General features: G+C 59.2%; 13 protein-coding genes and 1 pseudogene. 7 read left to right on the plus strand and 7 right to left on the minus strand.

The features are described 5' to 3' along the window. The first annotated feature begins 281 nt into the window (after positions 1-281). Positions 282-1,475 carry a LacI family transcriptional regulator gene (locus tag RHSP_RS07380; protein WP_004112070.1) on the plus strand — a complete coding sequence of 398 codons (1,194 nt, stop codon included), beginning with the start codon at positions 282-284 and terminating at the stop codon, positions 1,473-1,475. Positions 1,476-2,215: 740 nt separating this feature from the next. Here RHSP_RS07380 and RHSP_RS07385 read toward each other — a convergent pair. The 4 genes and pseudogenes from RHSP_RS07385 to RHSP_RS07400 all read right to left on the minus strand — a co-directional run. Beyond that, positions 2,216-2,473, minus strand: a pseudogene (locus RHSP_RS07385) (transposase); the annotation flags it as partial. A 7-nt stretch (positions 2,474-2,480) separates the two neighbouring features. Then, positions 2,481-3,926 carry an HlyD family type I secretion periplasmic adaptor subunit gene (locus RHSP_RS07390; RefSeq protein ID WP_004112077.1) on the minus strand — a complete coding sequence of 482 codons (1,446 nt, stop codon included), beginning with the start codon at positions 3,924-3,926 and terminating at the stop codon, positions 2,481-2,483. A gap of 14 nt (positions 3,927-3,940) precedes the next feature. Beyond that, positions 3,941-5,656 carry a type I secretion system permease/ATPase gene (locus tag RHSP_RS07395; protein ID WP_004112080.1) on the minus strand — a complete coding sequence of 572 codons (1,716 nt, stop codon included), beginning with the start codon at positions 5,654-5,656 and terminating at the stop codon, positions 3,941-3,943. 102 nt (positions 5,657-5,758) lie between these two features. Further along, positions 5,759-6,334 (minus strand): hypothetical protein, encoded by a 576-nt coding sequence (locus tag RHSP_RS07400; protein WP_004112081.1) that lies wholly within the window; start codon positions 6,332-6,334, stop codon positions 5,759-5,761. Positions 6,335-6,937: 603 nt separating this feature from the next. On the opposite strand from RHSP_RS07400, the gene RHSP_RS07405 reads away from it, so the two are divergent. Continuing rightward, a complete protein-coding gene (locus RHSP_RS07405) occupies positions 6,938-8,026 on the plus strand; it encodes a hypothetical protein (protein WP_037150337.1) in 1,089 nt (362 codons plus the stop codon). Positions 8,027-8,757: 731 nt separating this feature from the next. Continuing rightward, complete coding sequence (locus RHSP_RS07410; protein WP_004112083.1) at positions 8,758-9,546, plus strand: response regulator transcription factor; 789 nt, start codon at positions 8,758-8,760, stop codon at positions 9,544-9,546. Between the two features lie 211 nt (positions 9,547-9,757). Here RHSP_RS07410 and RHSP_RS34550 read toward each other — a convergent pair whose 3' ends face one another. Next, the gene (locus RHSP_RS34550) at positions 9,758-9,925 is read right to left on the minus strand and encodes a hypothetical protein (protein ID WP_004112084.1); all 168 of its coding nucleotides are present in this window, start codon (positions 9,923-9,925) and stop codon (positions 9,758-9,760) included. Between the two features lie 224 nt (positions 9,926-10,149). Beyond that, the gene (locus RHSP_RS07415; protein ID WP_004112087.1) at positions 10,150-11,271 is read right to left on the minus strand and encodes an NAD(P)/FAD-dependent oxidoreductase; all 1,122 of its coding nucleotides are present in this window, start codon (positions 11,269-11,271) and stop codon (positions 10,150-10,152) included. A gap of 208 nt (positions 11,272-11,479) precedes the next feature. Between RHSP_RS07415 and RHSP_RS07420 the strand changes: the two genes are divergently transcribed. Genes RHSP_RS07420 through RHSP_RS07435 form a run of 4 tightly spaced genes read left to right on the plus strand, consistent with a single transcriptional unit; the run spans position 11,480 to position 17,242 of the window. Further along, positions 11,480-13,561, plus strand: coding sequence for a hydantoinase/oxoprolinase family protein (locus RHSP_RS07420; protein ID WP_004112088.1), 2,082 nt, complete (start codon positions 11,480-11,482; stop codon positions 13,559-13,561). Positions 13,562-13,566: 5 nt separating this feature from the next. Continuing rightward, positions 13,567-15,555: a hydantoinase B/oxoprolinase family protein gene (locus RHSP_RS07425; protein ID WP_004112089.1), complete on the plus strand. Its 1,989-nt coding sequence runs from the start codon at positions 13,567-13,569 to the stop codon at positions 15,553-15,555. Next, the gene (locus tag RHSP_RS07430) at positions 15,552-15,875 is read left to right on the plus strand and encodes a (2Fe-2S)-binding protein (protein ID WP_004112090.1); all 324 of its coding nucleotides are present in this window, start codon (positions 15,552-15,554) and stop codon (positions 15,873-15,875) included. Before RHSP_RS07425 ends, RHSP_RS07430 begins: the two co-directional genes overlap by 4 nt. Then, entirely contained in the window at positions 15,872-17,242 is a 1,371-nt protein-coding gene (locus RHSP_RS07435) for an FAD/NAD(P)-dependent oxidoreductase (RefSeq protein ID WP_004112091.1), read from the plus strand. Before RHSP_RS07430 ends, RHSP_RS07435 begins: the two co-directional genes overlap by 4 nt. 6 nt (positions 17,243-17,248) lie before the next feature. On the opposite strand, the gene RHSP_RS07440 is transcribed toward RHSP_RS07435, so the two are convergent. Next, positions 17,249-18,181 carry a LysR family transcriptional regulator gene (locus RHSP_RS07440; protein ID WP_051074054.1) on the minus strand — a complete coding sequence of 311 codons (933 nt, stop codon included), beginning with the start codon at positions 18,179-18,181 and terminating at the stop codon, positions 17,249-17,251. Positions 18,182-18,196: the final 15 nt, after the last annotated feature.

Below are 18,196 nucleotides of genomic sequence, written 5' to 3' on the forward strand. Positions count from 1 at the left end.
TGAGCCGATACGCCCAAACCACCAACCGACAGCGCCACTACCGCCGTCGTCGTCAGAAACTTTATCATTCTAACCTCCCAATTGTGCAAATCGTCCGAGCGAAGGTTGTCCTCCGCTCCCCTAAAAGCCTCCGTCCTCAGGCGGATGCCATCTGCTTGCGGCCTCACTCGCCGCGAAAGCATTTAAAACGTTACAAATAAGCTCAAGTCAAGATCCTGCTTCCGATTTCTGAATCCGGCATAAATAGCTGAATAGTCTTACTTTTAGTGGGGAAATCGACCATGTCCTCGAACGTGTTTACCCAGATATCGGCTCGGAAAACGTTTTCGTCAACGCATTTGCACTTCGTGCCGAAACAGCGTACAAGACGCCGACCCCGATGCAGGCTGAGTATTCTCTTGAAAGATATTCCCGGAAGATCCGCGTCCCTTGCGACGCCCGTGGGCAGAAGCGGAAAGCCGACCCTCCGCACAATTTCCGAGATGACCGGCTTTGCCGTCACGACCGTCTCCCGCGCGCTGGGCAATGCACCGCAGATTTCGGTCGAGACGCGCGAGCGCGTTCACGCAGTCGCTGCTCAAATCGGATATCTGCCTGATCGCGCGGCGCAGCGTTTGAAGACGGGCAAGACGAACGTCATCGGCGTCCTGCTCGATCCGCACGAGGAGATCCTGGGCTACGGCATTTCCATCATGCACGGCCTGGCCAAGGCCTTAAAGAATACCGCCTACCACCTGATCGTGACGCCGAATTTCATCAATGGAAGCAACATCGAGGCGGTACAATATCTGGTGCGCAATCGGATGGTCGACGGGCTGATTTTCTCCCGAACAGAGCCTTTCGATCCCCGCGTTCGCCTTCTGCTCGAAAACGACTTTCCCTTTGTCACGCATGGGCGGACGGAATTCACCGTCGGCCATCCCTTTGTCGACTACGATAATTTCAGTTTCGCCTATGAGGCGACCAAGCGGCTGGTGGAACGTGGACGGCGGAAGCTGTTGATCATCCTCCCGCCAAGGCGGCTGACTTTTTCTCAGCACCTGCTGCACGGTTTCATGACGGCCGTTCGCGAGGCGGGAGTTGACTACGAGATCCCGAATGAGATCGATTTGGACTGTCCGGTGGAACAGATCCGCGACTATATCAGCCGTCGCGCATCGGAGCCCGGCTTTCCCGATGGTTTTACTTGCGGAGGCGAGGTTTCGGCCCTGGCAACGATCACGGGCATGGCTGACAACGGCCTTGCGCTCGGTGTCGAATATGATGTGGTGGCAAAGCGTACCTCGAAATTGCTCAGCCAGATCCAGCCCAAGGTCGAGACCATCTATGAAGATCTGACAGACACGGGCGAGCGGATGGGGCACGTCTTGCTGGCTTGTATTGCCGGCGATCGCATGGTCGAAAAACAGGTTTTGCTGAAACCTGAGTTCAGCTTTCCGATGCTTGCCGGTGTCAAGGACGGGGGATTTCCATGACGGCCCGACGCTCGAACCAGGCGGTCCCCTCTGTCAGATAGGCTCTGGCTCCCCGGATATCGACCGCCATTGCTCTCTGCGAGCGCTGCCAGGGGCCGGAGACGCTTCGGAAAATCATAAGCCGCTCCAATCCTTTCAAGAGCGCCGCGTAGGCCTTTCGCTGGAGAGCGATCGGTCCGACCGGCACTATGATCGGATGGTCGAATTCGCCTGAGTTCCTTCTTGAGCAGTGTCCATAAGAGCCGCCGGGAGCGAGGTTTGCATGCCGAAATCGATGGCGTATCCGCCGATCCTCCAGCGGATCACGAAAGCGTCGTCTTCAACAGCGCAAACGTGAGCGAGAGCCAATTCTCGGCGCAAACGTATGGCCCGCCCGTTCGCAAGTAGAATTTTAAATTGCCGAACAGCCTGCTTCAACCCGTTCGGTCTCACGGCCATGCCGTGGCCGAGATGGATATCTGGGCCATAGATTCGGGCTGGTTCAAGGCGAGCCACGTTGTGATGGAGCTTGCTACGTTTCAAGCCGTATATCTTTGCCCCTTGGCGAGGCTTTCTTGTCCAAAAATATGATGCCGCTGATATACGGAGTCAAAAAGGCGGCCGACAAATCCGTCTGTTTACATGCGTTTCCGCCTTTCCTTGAATCGCGGAAATGCTCTATCTTCTTGTTTTCTTACGCATTCCGGACGGAAAACCGCTGCGCACTTTTCCTCGATACTCTAGCTTCGCCCTTTCGATGTCTTCGCCAGCATCTCGCTCAGCGTCGCCGCCGAGAGCATGGCTTCGGCCAAAAGCTTCTTGAGCTTCTGGTTCTCTTCCTCCAGTGCTCTCACCCTTCTGGCATCGAGACCGGCATTTCCGAATTGCAGGGATTGCCACCGATAGAAGGTCGGCTCGCTGATGCCGTGCTTGTGGCAGACATCTGCCACCTTCACGCCGGCTTGGTGCTCCTTCAGAATGCCCGTAATCTGGTCGTCGTCGAATTTTCTCTTGCCCATCACCGCTTCAGTCCTCACGAAATGCTTTGTTGAAGCTGTCGAGGAGTGGCCTGATAGCATAGAGCGCCACGCTGCTTTTGCCCGTTTCGATCATTGTCTGTGCGGGCATGCCCGCGACCAGTTCGACATCGCTCATTTTCGCCAACCGTTCGTCCGTCACACGGATTGTCGCGGCAAAGTAGGGCTGACCGCTCTGCGTATCGATCAGACGGTCCGCTGATACATACTCGACCCGACCTTTCAGGAGTGGAACACGCCGCTGATTGTATGGAAGAAGGTGAACCTGCGCCTCGAGCCCTGCACGGACGAGATTGATGTCTTCCGGTCTGACGTGGGCAGACACGACAAGGCGATCGGCGCGTGGCAGAAGATCGACGAGCGGTTCGCCCGCGCCGATCACACCGCCGGCTGTATGGATGCGCAAGTTCATAATTATTCCATCTTCGGGAGCGCGGATATCGGTCCTTGAAAGTTGGTCATCGATTGCCCACAGGCGCTCGCGCAATTGCATGATCTGGCCTTCCGTGTCGCGCATGCCTTGCGCGACCTCGCTCAACCGGTCGCTCTCAAGCTTGGCAAGGTCGGCCTGCGATCCGCTGATCACCTGATAGGCGCGAGAGATCTGCGCCTCTACCTGTCCCTGCTGGCCGGCAAGGTCTGCTTTTTCCCGCTGCAGGTTGAGAAGTGTGTTCTTTCTTTCCAATCCTTTGGCGCTGAGGGCCGTCACCTGATCCAGTTCTTGCTGCGAGATTGCGGCTCTTTCAGCGAGTGCCGTCTTCTGCGCGCCAAGTCCGATGATTTCCTGCTGCACCTGCGCGACTTTCTCGTTGGTGATCGCAACTTCAGCCTGCATGACCCGGCGGCGGGCTTCGAAGATCTTCTGTTGTCCCGCCAGAATCGCGCCGACCGCAGGATCTCTGTCCATTGCTGCCCTGAGGTCCGGCGGATAGGCGACATGGTCGGCGCCCGTCTGCTCGGCAAGCAGGCGGGCTCGACTTCCTTCCGCGTCCCAAAGCTGCTCTTGAATACTGTCGCGCTCCGAGCGAGACTTCGTATCGTCGAGTTCTATCACGATCTGCCCGGCCGTGACCGCATCGCCGTTTTTGACGAGTATCCGCCGCACAATTCCGCCTTCCAGATGCTGAATGGTCTTACGGCTGGACTCCGGTTCGACAACGCCCGATGCAATCGCAGCGCTTTTCAGCGGCGCCAGAACCGACCAGATTCCCAATCCGACTATAAAGACCGAGATCAACAGGTTACCGGTCCAAACAACGCCTCTGAGCGCCGGCATGGGCGAAGGGGGGGCGGGTCCGCGCTGTTTCGACTCGATCTCCGGCGAATAGGCCGCCTGTTGACCGGCTGTCGCCGTCGATCGTTGAGCGACCCCCTGGGCCGTCCTTGACGAATTTGAAAATCTCGCCGGCGTTGCGTCCAGTTGAACAAGGGTCATGGCGGCGTCCTTCCCTATGTTCCGGTTCGAGATGGTGGTTGAAGATGAGTTTCATAGATCCGCTCACTGTCGCCGAAGGCAGCCACCGTCCCGTTACGCATAATGGCAATCTTGTTGGTGACGGGCAGGATTCCCATCCGGTGCGTTATGATGACGACGATCATCCCCTTGGATTTCATGCGCTCAATTGCCTTGAACAGCATGCGTTCGCCGTCGTAATCCAAGCTCGAGTTCGGATCGTCGAGAACGACAAGAGACGGATTTCCGTAGGCTGCCCGTGCCAGTCCCAGCTGCTGGCGCTGAGCTCTAAGGAGCAGGTTTCCACCTTCGCCGATATCGGTCTCATAGCCCTTGGGCAGCCGCATGATCGCTTCGTGCAATCCAACCAGCTTCGCGGCATCGATCGCTTTGCCGGGATCCCCTCCGTCCAGCCGGCCTATCACATCCTTGATTGCACCGCCGAAGAGCTCGATGTCCTGCGGCAGGTATCCGACGTGGCGGGTCCCTCCGCAAAGGCGCAGGGCTGAGATATCGACCCCACCAAGAAGAGCATATCCGCTCGTTGCTTGCACAACGCCTGCCATAATGCGACCTAGTGTCGATTTTCCCGATCCCGACGGACCGATGAGCGCTACGCAATCGCCTGGCGCGAGGCGCAATGTGATGCCCGTCAATAGCTGCCTGTTGGCGAATGGCTGAATATAGCTGACGTTATCGAGAACAAGGCCATTGGGTTCCGGCAGCGGCACGGTTCGGGCATCGCGTTCCGATGCGACGGCGATCAGCATTCCGTTCAAGCGATTGAAGGCATTCCGCGCATACGTGAAGGAGCGCCATGCACCTATTGCGCCCTCGATTGGTGCGAGCCCGCGCCCGAGCAGCAAACTCGCAACGAAGATGATTCCGGGACTGCTGCTGCTCGAAAGCACCAGCCATGTAGCGGATCCCATCATGAGGATCTGCGCGAGCGTGCGGATCGATTTGGAGAAACCAAGAATGATCTCCGTCCGGTGCATCGCGATGTCCTGCGCCCTTCTTGCCATTTCCGCATCGCGATAGACGACCAGCGCTGCGCCATACTGCATGCCCATTGCCCGGATCACCTCGATGTTCTTGAGGGCGCTCGCAAATCGCAGATAGCTCCTCGAAAGGGCAAGATTGGCGCGGCCAAGGGGCTCTTGCGTCGACATCTCCGTCAGGAACGCAAACAACAAAAGTGCAAGTGCGCTCAAAAGACCGATGGTCCCAAGCAGCGGGTGAACGAGAAAGAGCAGGAGCAGAAATACCGGCGCCCAGGGAACGTCAAAAAAAAGGGAACTGGCCGGGGAATCGAGGAACTGACGCAATGCGGCCAGGTCCCTGTAGCACTCCGTGGCGGCTCCTGGATCGGCGCGAGCGGCATATTCGAATGATGCGGTGAGCACCATGGGCCGTAGCCTGTGATCCAGCCAGCTGCCGATGCGCGAAAGAGCTGCCCTGCGCACGATATCCAGCGTTGACCCGACCACCACGGCGATGGCGATAATTATCGTCAACATCAGGAGCGTGTCTACGCTTCGGCTCGACAGGACCCTGTCATAGATCTGCAGGAGATAGATTGAAGGCGCTAGAAGAAAGAGATTGTAGCCGCAGCTATAAAGGAAAACCAACCCGAAGGCTCCGGCACAAGCCCGGAGCGCAACAACGAGGTGTGTCTGCGGGCGCGATGGCTTTATAGAAATCTTTGTCATTATCAGATCTCGCTGCACTTGATACTGACAAGAAGACGCTGCGGGCCGTCTCAGCAACCCTTGAGGGTCGCCAGCCGAAACTGGCGACCCTCGGGCCTGAGTTCATGAGCCAAGATGGCTGAGATCGATATGACCGAAGTCGTTTGTGAAATGATCGAGAGCATTGTTCACCGTCGTCGTTTCGGGATCCGTGTGAATCAATGCCGACGAGATATCGCCGCCGCGAGCCACGTTCCCGTTGCCGCCGTTGCCGCCGACGCCTGCGAGGATGGTGGCATGCTGATCGGCCAGAAGCTGCGTATATTGTGTCGCGGTCGTAGCCGCATTCACAGTAGCCGTGTCGCCGCCGCTCGTGTTTCCTTGACTGCCGTCGGAGTGAGCGTCTCCCCCCGCGCCGCCGGCGCCGCTGTTCGTGGCCGTCGAAAACAAGCCGTTCTGGGCCATGGTAAAGCCACCGCTTCCGCCACCGCCGGCGCTCCAATCCGCTACCTGCCCAACATGATCGCCGTTGTGCAGATCGGTAGATGTCCCCTCGACCGCTTGCGTATTGGCGACATATGCAACCGGGTTGTAGTCAATGTTTCCATAGTTGTAGCCGCCGGCGCCGTTGCCGGCACTCGCGTCGCCTGCGTGTGGGTCGTTGAGCTGAATCGTGTCAGACAATTGTGGAATAGGCATTGATGTCACTCCTTCGATTTCGTTTCGTCTGTGTTCCTTCTACGGCGTGGGTATCCAGCATCTCATCGCCAGCCAATATAACCGCGCGTGAATATTGCTCGCGATTTAACCTGCGAGCTATCTGGATATTCGGCGACGTTCCTTCGGACGTATGCCTGGAGGTGGCAGAGCGTTATTTTGGCTTAGTCCTTAGTGTTTGACGCCGGATGGCATGGTCATGATTACGCCTTCGACCTGGTGGAAGCGGCACCGTTTTTCGAACCAACGTCCGCCCCGGCGAATCGCCTGTATTCCGGGGTTCTGATCGGGCGGCACTCGGTGGAGGAGATCTCGTTCGGGGCCATAAAACTGTCGGGTTCCGTCGCGGGAAAGGGGGCTGCAGGATGTTGGGCCACTTATCCAAAGGCGGATATAGTGCCCTCAAACCCGCGCAACGGGACCCTGCGGCCATGACGGCCAAATGGCTATAGAACTAGCCGACGGGATGTAGACGATTTGCGGGCTCCGCTTTTCTTGCGTTCAGATGCACAATGCCTGAACAATCCAGGCTACATGCGCTGCATGCTCGGTGGGCGTGCGGTCGACCGCGGAATGGAGACGGTAATGACGGAAATTCGTCCGTTGTTGGAAGACTTGCCCAAAGCGGGCACCGATCAAAACCCCGCCTTCAATTTGGCCGCGGGGCATCTGGCACTGGTGCCGACTTGGCTTCCATTGGATGTCGCTTCTGGTCCGGGCTATAATTCAGCCGGCAGCGGTGGTGACGGGATAAGCGAAGGCGTGATCAACAGCAACGCATTGGCCGTCTTCGTGCCCTCCAATACCGCTATTGCAGGACCTCATTCGGGTGCCGACGCCTTCCAGGGCAACGACGCACTCGTCAATCAGCATCCCACCGAAATGGCTGGGATAGGCGGGAATGGCGGAAGCGGCAACGCGGCCATCGGCGGCGGCGGTGACGCCAATCATGCCGGATCGGGGGGTGTCGGCCTCTTCTACGGCGGGCTTGTAAGCTCCGATGTCGCGCTGTTTGCCCCCGTGAACACGGCTGTGGCGGCGGGCCCTGGTGCGGTAGCTCACGCTGACCAATCGAACAATGCAGTGTTTCTGCAGGGCGCAACCCAGATTGGCGGCGTCGGTGGCTCGGGCGGAGATCATAACTTCGCGAGCCATGACTCGTCGACGAGCCCAGGAACTGCATTGACTTTTACCGGCGACAATTATGCGGGCCATGGCGGCGATGGAGTTTTCGTCGGCAGCATGGTCGACGTGAATGTGGCCATCTTCTCACCGATCAACATCGCCGTAGGCGCCGCAGGCGGCTCGGCGGAGGCTCATCAGACAAACAATGCAGTATTCGATCAAGGCGGCATGCAGATCGCAGGCATCGGCGGCAACGGCGGTGGCTTCAACATGTCGTCAGAGACGATCTTTACCGGCAGCCATGAGGGTGGCGGCGGCGGGATTGGATCGTCAACCGGCAGCTTGGTCGACGTCAATCTCGCCTATTTCCACCCCATCAACATTGCGGTTCCCGCCGGCGGGACGGCGGACGCCCAGCAGATCGATCATGTTCTCTACGATCAGCATGCGCTGCAGTTGGCCGGCATCGGGGGGCACGGTGGAGCCGGCAACCTCACGGACGCCCATTCGGCTCTCGTAGACGACATTCTGAGCTTCATGCATACCTAGCGGACAGCCTCCCATTTGCATTGCTGAGGCTCGACTGCATGAAACCGTTCCTCGCGCCATTTTCCAAACCATATGCTGGATCGCTTCCTTCGCCCGGTTTTCGCCTCCTCGGCCAAAATGGCGCGCACGACCCTCTACCAGAGATGCAGAATATTCCACCACAACTTCTCTGCGTTGTGATAGATTTCGAGCGCAGCGGTCGTTATGTCTGTTCGGCATCTGTTGGTGCCTGCGCAGTATTGCCTGAGTAAAGGTGATGACGGTCGATATTAATGTGTCGTTATATTCTATTTTTCAGTAACCATAACGGGTAATCAGCGATATTGTGTTTTTTTGCTTTTTTGTACTGGTTGTTTTGCGATCTGGATCTGCAAATGCCTGGAATTGAGATATGGAGTTGAAGCCGAGTTGATCGGCAGCTCGTTGTATCCAACGGCCCTTTCCTGAATGGATCTGTAACAGATCGGTTACCTTTTCAGCGTCTGTGAAAGCTTTGTTGACCTGATTCTCTCCGGTGAATCAGGCGAAAGATCGAAAATCTGCCGCGACAAGTCTATTCCGCAGGTTCTCATAAGTAAGCCTTCTAACCTATTATTAACGCGCTATGCTGGCTTAGATTATCTCTCGTTTATGTCTTATAGGCCGCAAGAATTATCATGAGAGATCTGAATATTGATTGCGAGAATACACCCGGATTTTTTGTCATGACATGAAGCGAGAACGAGAATAATATGAATTGCTGTTGGGTTGCAAATATTCGGGGGAACACGCAGGTGTCCAACAGTGCTAAATCTAAGCGCCATATGCGGCGCAATGCACCAACTGTTATTGTTATTCAACATTCTACACTGGCGCGAACGACAGTGGTGAAGCTTCTTGAGGGTGAACTCGCCGGTTGGAATTTTATCGATATGATCTCAACTGAGAGTCTCGACAAAGCTCTTGGGGTTGAGGTGCGTTTGATTGCGCTAGATCTGGCCGGCAGAGATGTTGAGAGTACCAGCCTGCGTGATGATCTCGCGGCAATTACTGCACGTTTTCCTGAGGCTCCTATCACGTTGCTCTCAGGTACGGATGACGTCGACATAGCCCGTCAGGCGCTCAAGATAGGCATCCGCGGCTTTTTCTCGACTTCACTTCCCATTGACATTGCCCTTGCCGGCCTTCGTCTCGTTCTGGCGGGAGGAACATTCTGTCCACAACTATTGGGAGCCGTTACAAACGGCTTAAGTGGGCATAACGAGCATAGCTCAGCCAAAAATGAAGCCGAAAAAAGCTTAGATGATAGGGCGCAGTACTTAGCGATTGCCGAGTTCACCCCCCGGGAGGCGGATGTCCTCGCGGAGTTACAATGCGGTTGCTCAAATAAGGTAATTGCAGGAAAACTCAATTTGTCGGGGCACACGGTGAAGATGCATTTGCAGCACATAATGCGTAAGTTGCAGGCGCAGAACCGCACCGAAGTGGTTGCTCGCTTAGTTCGAAGAGCCTCCAGCGCGCATGACGCCTCGCCGAATTAGGCGGTGCCGCCAGTACCGGAGAGCTGTCGCAGCGTTTTGGTTGGGTTTCTGAGCACGGTCTGACCCTGGCATGGGCGCAGAAGATTGCTCCGTGACTCGTACCGTTGCAACCGATGAGGAACGGCAGACCCGCGCTGTCATCTCATTGAGGCCGGCTTCAGATCAGCGTTCGCGCAATGGCGACGCGCTGGCGTTGACCGCCTGACAAGGCTTACGGCTTGCGCGAAAGCAGGTGATCGCCTAGCCCGATATGGGCCAGCACTTCGCGGACCCTCTCCGTCTGCTCCGCGCGTGTTTCGCCGTCGAACCTGTCGAGCGGCTCGCACACCGGCTGCTCGACCTTCCAGGCCGGATCGAGCGATGTGAATGGATTTTGCAAGTTTCGTAATCGACGGCACCAGCCTCAACGCCGGCGCCCTGATCTCCGGTATCGACTTCGCGGCGACCGGCTGGCGATCTGCCGCCATGGTCACGGTCTTGATATCGCGCAGCAGGTCTACCGTTGAGAAATTTTGCATCATCCGGATACTTCATATTGTGCTAATGTACAAATTATTTGATTATTTGATAAGGGCAAGCTCCCGGGCGACGGTTCGAAGCTGTTCAAGGGCGAGGTAGTTTCTGGAAGCGCTCCACCCGAAAGTCCTCCATTGGGATGTCTGTTCTCCCCTTTTCCATGATCTCGGCCATAACGTCGCCGACACCGGGGCCGAGCTGGAACCCATGTCCGGAAAAGCCAAAAGCGTGGAAGAGGCCGGCCGTCGTTGAGGACGGCCCCATCACCGGGAGGCCGTCTTCGACATAGCCCTCGCAACCTGACCAAGTGCGGATCACGGCAGCGTTTCTCAGCGCTGGAAACAGCGGTAATAGCGAGCGGAGCTGACTGGGTAGCCGAGCGGGATCCGCTTTGGCGTATCCGGTATCGAGTGAAACGTCCGTGCGTTCGGCACCGCCTCCGAAGACGATGTTGCCCCTTTCCACCTGCCGCAGATAGCCACCACCATGATCGTGGGCCCAGACGCCGACGACTGGGAGAACGCGATGGGGAAGGGGTTCCGTTACGCCCATCTGCGGGCCTTTGGCGACCATTGGGACGGTCTCTCCGAACAGACCCGCGATACGCGCGCCCCAGGCTCCCGTGGCGTTCAGCAACATCGAGGCGGCATACACGCCCTTGGACGTTTCGACCTGGAAACCGTATTCGCTTTTCCTGACGGCTTCGACTTCGATGTTTTCGACGATGTCGGCTCCCAGTTTTCGCGCTGCGTCTGCAAAGGCTGGTGCAATGAGACGTGGGTTGCCGCTTCCATCTTTTGGCGAGAATGATGCTGCGATGGCTTCCGGCCCGATGCCGGGGAAACGGGCGCGCACGTCCTTCGCGGTGAGTTCTTCGAGCTCCAGCCCCCACGGCCGGGCGTCCTCGGCGAAAGACCGCATCGCCCTGAGACCTTCATGGCTGAATATCAGCCGCAAATGGCCGGTCGCGCGGAATTCCACATCGCGTCCAAGCATGGTGGCGAGCTGGTCCCATAGGGCGAGCGAGCGATGCGCAAGCGGCAATTGCGGAAGATATCGCCCGCTTCGACGTATATTGCCGAAGGAAGCCACCGTTGCACCGCTGCCGACACGATTACGTTCGATGAGCGTCGTACGCACACCGCGTCGGGCGAGAAAGAAGGCTGATGCGGCCCCAATGAGCCCGCCTCCCAGCACGATAGCATCCATCGGGATCCTCCAGAGGCTTAAAACGACCTCCAGCTTGTCCGATCCGGCTTGGCGCTGTCAAAGTCGAGATCCTGGCAAGCCCATAAGTCCGGCCTATGGGTTGTTCGCCTCAAAGCATAAGTCCGACTTATGACCCTTGGCGTTTTCGCTCTTGGACCTGCCCGACCCCTCCATGCCAGTCTTGTGACAGTCAACGAAAGGAACGGACATGGCGGACGCGACCGGGCAAGGCAGACCAGCCTCACAGCAGGATTGGAAGATCGGCGTCGATATCGGCGGCACATTCATCGATTTCTGTGCACTGGAAACCCGCTCGGGTCGGATCGCTTCATTGAAAGTACTGACGACGCCCGACGATCCTGGTGCCGAGCTGATGACCGGACTTTCGCTGCTTGCCGAGCGGGAGGGATTGCGGCCCGAGGCTATCAGCCGCTTCGTTCACGGCACGACCGTCGGCATCAACACTGTTATCCAGCGCCGAGGCGTTTCGCTCGCGCTCATGACGAATGCCGGTTTCGAGGACGTCATCGAGCTGGCCCGGTTGAGAATGCCGGATGTGTATTCGCTTTTCTGTTCGCGGCCGGACCAGCTCATCGCGCGTGACATGATCTTCGGCATCCCCGTACGGCTGCGGGCCGATGGCAGCCAAACGCAGGCGCCGGACATGAACGCAGTCGCAACGGCTGTGGCCGCGGCCAGAGCGAAGGGCGCTGCGGGTATCATCGTATCCTTCCTGCATTCCTGGCGGGATGATGCGCAGGAAACGGCGGTCAAGACCGAAATCGAAAGGCTGGCGCCTGATCTCTTCGTTTTCGCGTCCTCGGAAGTGTGGCCTGTCATTCGCGAATACGAACGGACGACGACGGCGATCCTCAACGGGTATGTCCACCCGAGGGTTTCCGGCTATCTGACCGCTCTCGAGGATAAGCTCGCATCGCAAGGTGTGAAAGCGCCGGCCTTGTTGACCAAGTCGAACGGTGGGGTGATGAACGCGGCAGAAGGCAAGCGTTCCTGTGTCCAGATGCTGCTCTCCGGTACGGCTTCGGGCGTGATCGGCGCCGCCTGGCTGGCGCGCCGCGCCGGTGAAAAACATATCCTGACCTTGGATATAGGCGGCACCTCGGCGGATTTCGCGCTGATCGTCGACGGAGAGCCGCAATTTGGTACGGGCGAACTGATCGGCGAGTTCCCGCTTCATATTCCCTCGGTTTCGGTCAGCTCGATCGGCATCGGCGGCGGCTCCATTGCCGGTATCGACGCGCAAGGTGTCTTGCGGGTTGGGCCGGAATCGGCGGGCTCGACGCCAGGTCCGGCCTGCTACGATCGGGGCGGTGAGCAGGTAACCGTTACCGACGCCATGGCTGTCTGCGGCTGGCTCGGGCATAGTCAGATGGCCTATGGTCAGCTGCAGATCGACGTAGGGCTGGCGCGGGCGGCGATGGCGAAGCTCGCCGAACGTATCGGCCGCTCTGTCGAAGAGGCGGCGCAGGCGATACTCGACATCGCGATTTCGGAAATGTTCGTCGAAGTGGAAAAGCTCGCATCGCGAGCCGGGGTCGATTTGAGAGAATTCACCCTGATGCCGTTCGGCGGCGGCGGCCCCATGCTGGGCGCCTTCCTGGCTAATGAATTCCGCATGGCGAAAGTCATCGGGCCGCCGCGTCCGGGTGTGGTGTCGGCGCTTGGCGGTCTGGTCGCGGATTTGCGCGGCGATTTCATTCGCACGGTTTTCACCCATCTGTCGCCGGAGGCCGTGCCTCTGCTGCGCAGCTCCCTGGAGGCCCTGTGTTCCGAGGGGCGCAGCTGGCTTATCAAGCAGGGGCATGAGGGGCCTGCCGAACTGCAGATATCCGCCGACATGCGTTACGTCGGCCAAAGCTTCGAAATTGAAGTTCCAGTGGAAGTCGCTTGGCTGGCGGAAGGCAATCTCGCGGCCATGGAAGAGGCGTTCCACGCCATGCATGCCCGCCTCTATGATTTTGCCGATCTGGATGGGGAGATCGAACTGGTCAACTTGCGTCTGTCGGCCATCGGTGCTGGACCGGCATTGCAAACGACCGTTGTCCTCGACGCGGTTGCGGGCGCCGCCGAGCCGGAGCGCGAAATCCCGGTCTACACCGGAAAGGCGTTCGAATGGATCGGACTCTATCGACGTGACCTGTTACGTCCAGGCGATCGTTTCAGCGGTCCTGCAGTGGTCGCCCAGGATGATACGACTTTCGCCATTCCGGCCGGCGCCCAGGTGAAGGTTGACAGTCACCTGAACCTTCACCTCACCTTCTCGGAGTAACGGACATGTTCGACCAATTGAACCTTCGAGTGTTCGCCAACCATACCCGGGCTGCCGCCGAGAACATGGCCTATACGCTGCAGCGGACGGCGCATTCGGCCTTCGTCAAGGAGACCGAGGACTTCACGGTCATGCTGATCAACCGCAGGGGTGAAACCTTCGGCGTGCCGATGGGGCTTGGCGCGACCTGGTATCCGGGACTGACCTACACGCGGGCCATCGAGATGATCGGGGATTACAAGCCGGGCGATGTGGCCTTCACCAACGACCCCTATTCCTGTTTCGTGGCGACCCATGCGCCAGACACCCATCTCTGGAAGCCGGTCTTCTTCGATGGTGATATCATCGCCTGGACCGGTGGTCACATCCACAATACGGACATGGGCGGTGCCGTGCCGGCCTCCCTGTCACGGGCGCTGACGGAAATCCATCAGGAAGGCATTCGCTTTCCGCCGATGAAGCTGGTCAACGAGGGTGTCTTCGACGAGGATATCCTGAAAATCATGACCACCAACGTGCGCAAACCCGACCTGAACATCGGTGACATCAAGGCGCTGGTCGGTGCCTTGAACACCGGCGAACGAAAAATCCTCGCCATGGTCGAGAAGTTCGGCAAAGAGGCCTTCCTCAAGGGTGCCGAAGTGCTGCTGGACCACGCCGAAGCGCAGGCTCGCGATCTCCTGCGAACCATGCCGGATGGCACTTGGGAATTTGTCGATTATGCCGACGAGGATTCCGTCGAAGCCAATCCTTGTCGTCTGAAGCTGACGCTGACGATCAAGGGCGATGAGGCCATACTCGACTTCACCGGCTCCGATCCGCAGCTTGGTTCGTCGCTCAACGTTCCGTCGGGCGGGGATCCGCGCCACACCATGCTGCTGGTCGGCGTCTACTACATTCTCTATACGCTCAACCCCAAAATCCTTCTTAACACTGGATTGACGCGTCCATTCACCTGCATCGCGCCTCAGGGAAGCGTTCTCAATCCGGTGTCGCCGGCAGCGGTCGGGATGCGTTCGCTTACCTGCGCACGTCTGCGCTCGGTGATCTTCGGCGCCTTCTGCCAGGCGGTTCCGGAACGGCTGCCCGCGGCGCCTGCCGGCAACAACTGCATTGTCAACGTCATGACCACGAACGAGCGGACAGGCCGCAGCGTAATTGCAGCAGTCAATCCGGTGGTCGGCGGCGGCGGTGGGATGCCGCATCGCGATGGAACGAACGGATCGGGCGCCGACGCGGCTTATCTGAAAAATACGCCGATCGAGATTACGGAAACCGAAGTGCCGATCGAATTCATCAAATACGGGCTCGCAAAGGACAGCGGCGGCGCCGGCCGCTGGCGCGGCGGCCTTGCAACCGAGATGGCGTTCCGGGTTTTCACGCCCGACAGCCGTATCACGGCCCGCAACCGCGACCGCAGCTTCTTCCGTCCCTGGGGGCTGCTCGGCGGCAAGGCAGCAGGGCTGTCCGACATGGTGCTGAACCCCGGGCGCGAGGATTATCGCCGGCTCGGCAATATCGATACTGCCGTCCTGCAGCCGGGAGATGTGCTCGAGATCCGCTCCGCCGGAGGCGGTGGTCGCGGAAGCCCGCTGGAGCGCGAGATTTGGCGCGTGCTGCAGGATGTGGAGCGCGGTTATGTTTCCCCTGAGGCTGCCGAGCGCGACTACGGCGTCGTCATTCGCGACGGCAAGGTGGACGAGGCCGAAACATCCCGTCTCAGGGCATCGCGTGTGGTTCCGGCTGCGCACTTCCATTATGGTGACGAGCGTGAAGGTTACGAGGCGCAATGGACGCCTGCGGCATACAACCTGCTCACCAATATCCTTGCCAGTCTTCCGATTCACTGGAGGTTCTTCACCAAGACGGAAATTTTCCGCCGGATGAAGGGGCGTGCGGGGCATGAGGGCGTGGCCGCGGCCCTTGCGGATGTACGCGTTCGTTTCCCGGAGATGCCGCAGGTTCGTCTCCAGATCAAGGAGGCTGCGGAATGAGCCAGGACCTGCGCCCGGCAAAAGAGGCGGGGCGCATCGTCCGTCTCGCGGAACATAGCCGACCGGTCGTCCGCTTTCTGCTGGATGGCATCCAATCCGAGGCTCTGGCCGGCGACACGGTTCTGACGGCCGTGCTGACATCCTCGGGCATTCTCCGGCAATCCGAGTTCGGGCCTGAAGGACGGGCGGGTTTCTGCCTGATGGGCGCTTGCCAGGACTGCTGGGTCTGGCAACAGGATGGAACCCGCCTGCGCGCCTGTTCGACCCTTATCGGCAATGGCATGTCGCTGATGACCCAAGCGCCCGGAGATTGGCCATGACCGTTTCAGGCGATCCGAAGGTGGTGATCGTCGGGGCAGGTCCGGCGGGCATTCGCGCAGCCGAACTTCTCGTGTCCGCGGGTATCCGGCCAGTCGTTGTCGACGAGGGGATGAAAGCCGGCGGTCAGATATACCGCCGACCGCCGGAAGGTTTTACGCGTTCGGCTGAGCAACTCTATGGATCGGAGGCCGGCAAAGCGCTCGCCCTTCATGACCTCTTCGATCGCATGGTGGCTTGCCGGGAGGTCGAATACTATCCCCAAAGTTCAGCGATGGCGCTTGCCGCCAATGTGCTGCACGTGCTCACGCCAGCCGGCCGCCGGGAGTTCGCCTATGATCGGCTGATACTTGCGACCGGCGCGACCGACCGGCTGGTGCCGCTACCTGGCTGGCAAGCTCCAGGCGTCTACAGTCTCGGTGCTATGCAGATCGCGCTGAAGGCACAAGGCGTCGCCTTGGGGCGAAGGATCGTCCTGGCGGGCTCCGGACCGCTGCTGACCCTCGTTGCGGCCCAGCTTCTGAAGGCTGGAGCGAATGTTGCGGCCGTTCTCGATACCTCCTCGGTTCGAAACCAGATCCTCGCCATTCCGGGCATGATGGCAAGGCCGGTCCTCGTCTTGCGGGGCCTGGCGATGCGGATGAAACTCGGCCGGTTGTATCGCGCAGGCGTGACGCTGAGGGATATCGTCAGCGACGAAAGCGGTCCGATGGCCGTTCGTTGGCGGGATGCTGGCGGAAGTGACCATCATACCGAATGCGACACGGTTGGCATTGGCTGGCACTTGAGGGCAGAAACGCAACTTGCCGGCCTGGCTCAATGCAGGTTCGGTTACGATCCGGCCTGGGCGCAATGGCTGCCGCAGGCGGATCGAATGGGCCGGTCCGGCGATGGTGTCTATCTTGCGGGTGATGGCCTGCGGATTCTTGGCGCGGATGGCGCGGAAGTTGCAGGACGGCTTGCTGCGAGTGCTTGCCTTGCCGATATGGGGCTGCCTTCGCCGGATCCGACGCGGGATCTCCGCCGGCTGGCCCGCTACGAGCGCTTTGCCCGGGCCATTGCCCGTGCCTTTCCCTGGCCTGCCAGCATGGTTCGGTCCATTCCCGATGAAACGACGGTTTGCCGCTGCGAAGGCATCAGCGCAGGCGATCTGCGCCAGAGTGTTGACCATGGCGGCGGTGAAGCAAACCGGGTGAAGTCGCTCGCGCGGGTGGGCATGGGGCGTTGTCAGGGGCGGTTTTGTCAACTCGCCAGCGCGGAACTGATCGCGGAGCGTGCGGGAACTTCGGTTAGTGACGTTGGTCGTCTGCGCGAGCAGGCGCCTGTCCGTCCTTTGCCCATAGGGGCCTGGATCGACGAAGCGTTGTGATCGGGCCTACTCCAGCAGCAATGGGTCGATTTGCTCTCGGATGGCTTCCCCCTGCTTCAGCACGCCTGCACAGGCTTGGCGGAGATAATCGCGCATGGCGAGATGGCTGCCGGTCAAGGGGCGGTCCCGGCTGGTCAGCAGCGCAATGGGAACCGTCTTGCGTGGCAGCAGCGGCCGGCGCACGAGACCGGGAAATTGTTCCCACGGCAGGAGACCATCCACGATCGCGACACCAAAACCGTTGCGGACAAAAGGCAAGGCGGTAATGGAGATATCGATCTCGATTGCGGGATTGAACGACTGATTTTCGGTCGCTGCGGCATTGGCGAGCAGCTGACCGGGAAGGGTGTCGGCACGGTAGGAAATCAGTGTCTCATTCTGAAGATCGGCGAATGCGATGCTGTCGCGCGTAGCAAGATGGTGCCCCTCCGGCACGATGCAGATGAGTTCGGCATAGCCGAGGGTTTCGACATCGATGCCGGGCCGGGCGATGTTATTCATGACGATGCCGAGCGGGGCATCGCCGTTGCGGATCATATCCACGACATTGACCAGCGGTGCGATCAGCGAGCGGACGACGATATCCGGGTAGGTGGCCCTGAAGGAGAGAAGCGCCTTGGGTACGATCGACATGGCAGGCGGCGTTGTTGCTGCGATCCTGATCATTCCCGTTCGCCCGAAGCGCATGTCAGCCGTTCGGCGCCGAAGCGCTCCGAGCTCGGAAAAGATGCGCTCGGCTTCCGGATATAGTTCTTCGGCCTCCCTTGTGGGGACCAGCTTGCCCCGCACGCGATTGAAGAGTTTGAACCCCAGCTGGTCTTCCGCATGCAGCAAAATCTGGCTCAGCGCCGGCTGCGTGATGTTGAGCATGGCGGCCGCGCCGGTCACCGTCCCAGATCGCATGAGCATGCAGAAGACTTCGAGCTGACGGGCCTGCATCTGGAAATTCCGTGT

The organism is Rhizobium freirei PRF 81, from assembly GCF_000359745.1.
In the GTDB taxonomy this organism is placed as follows: domain Bacteria; phylum Pseudomonadota; class Alphaproteobacteria; order Rhizobiales; family Rhizobiaceae; genus Rhizobium; species Rhizobium freirei.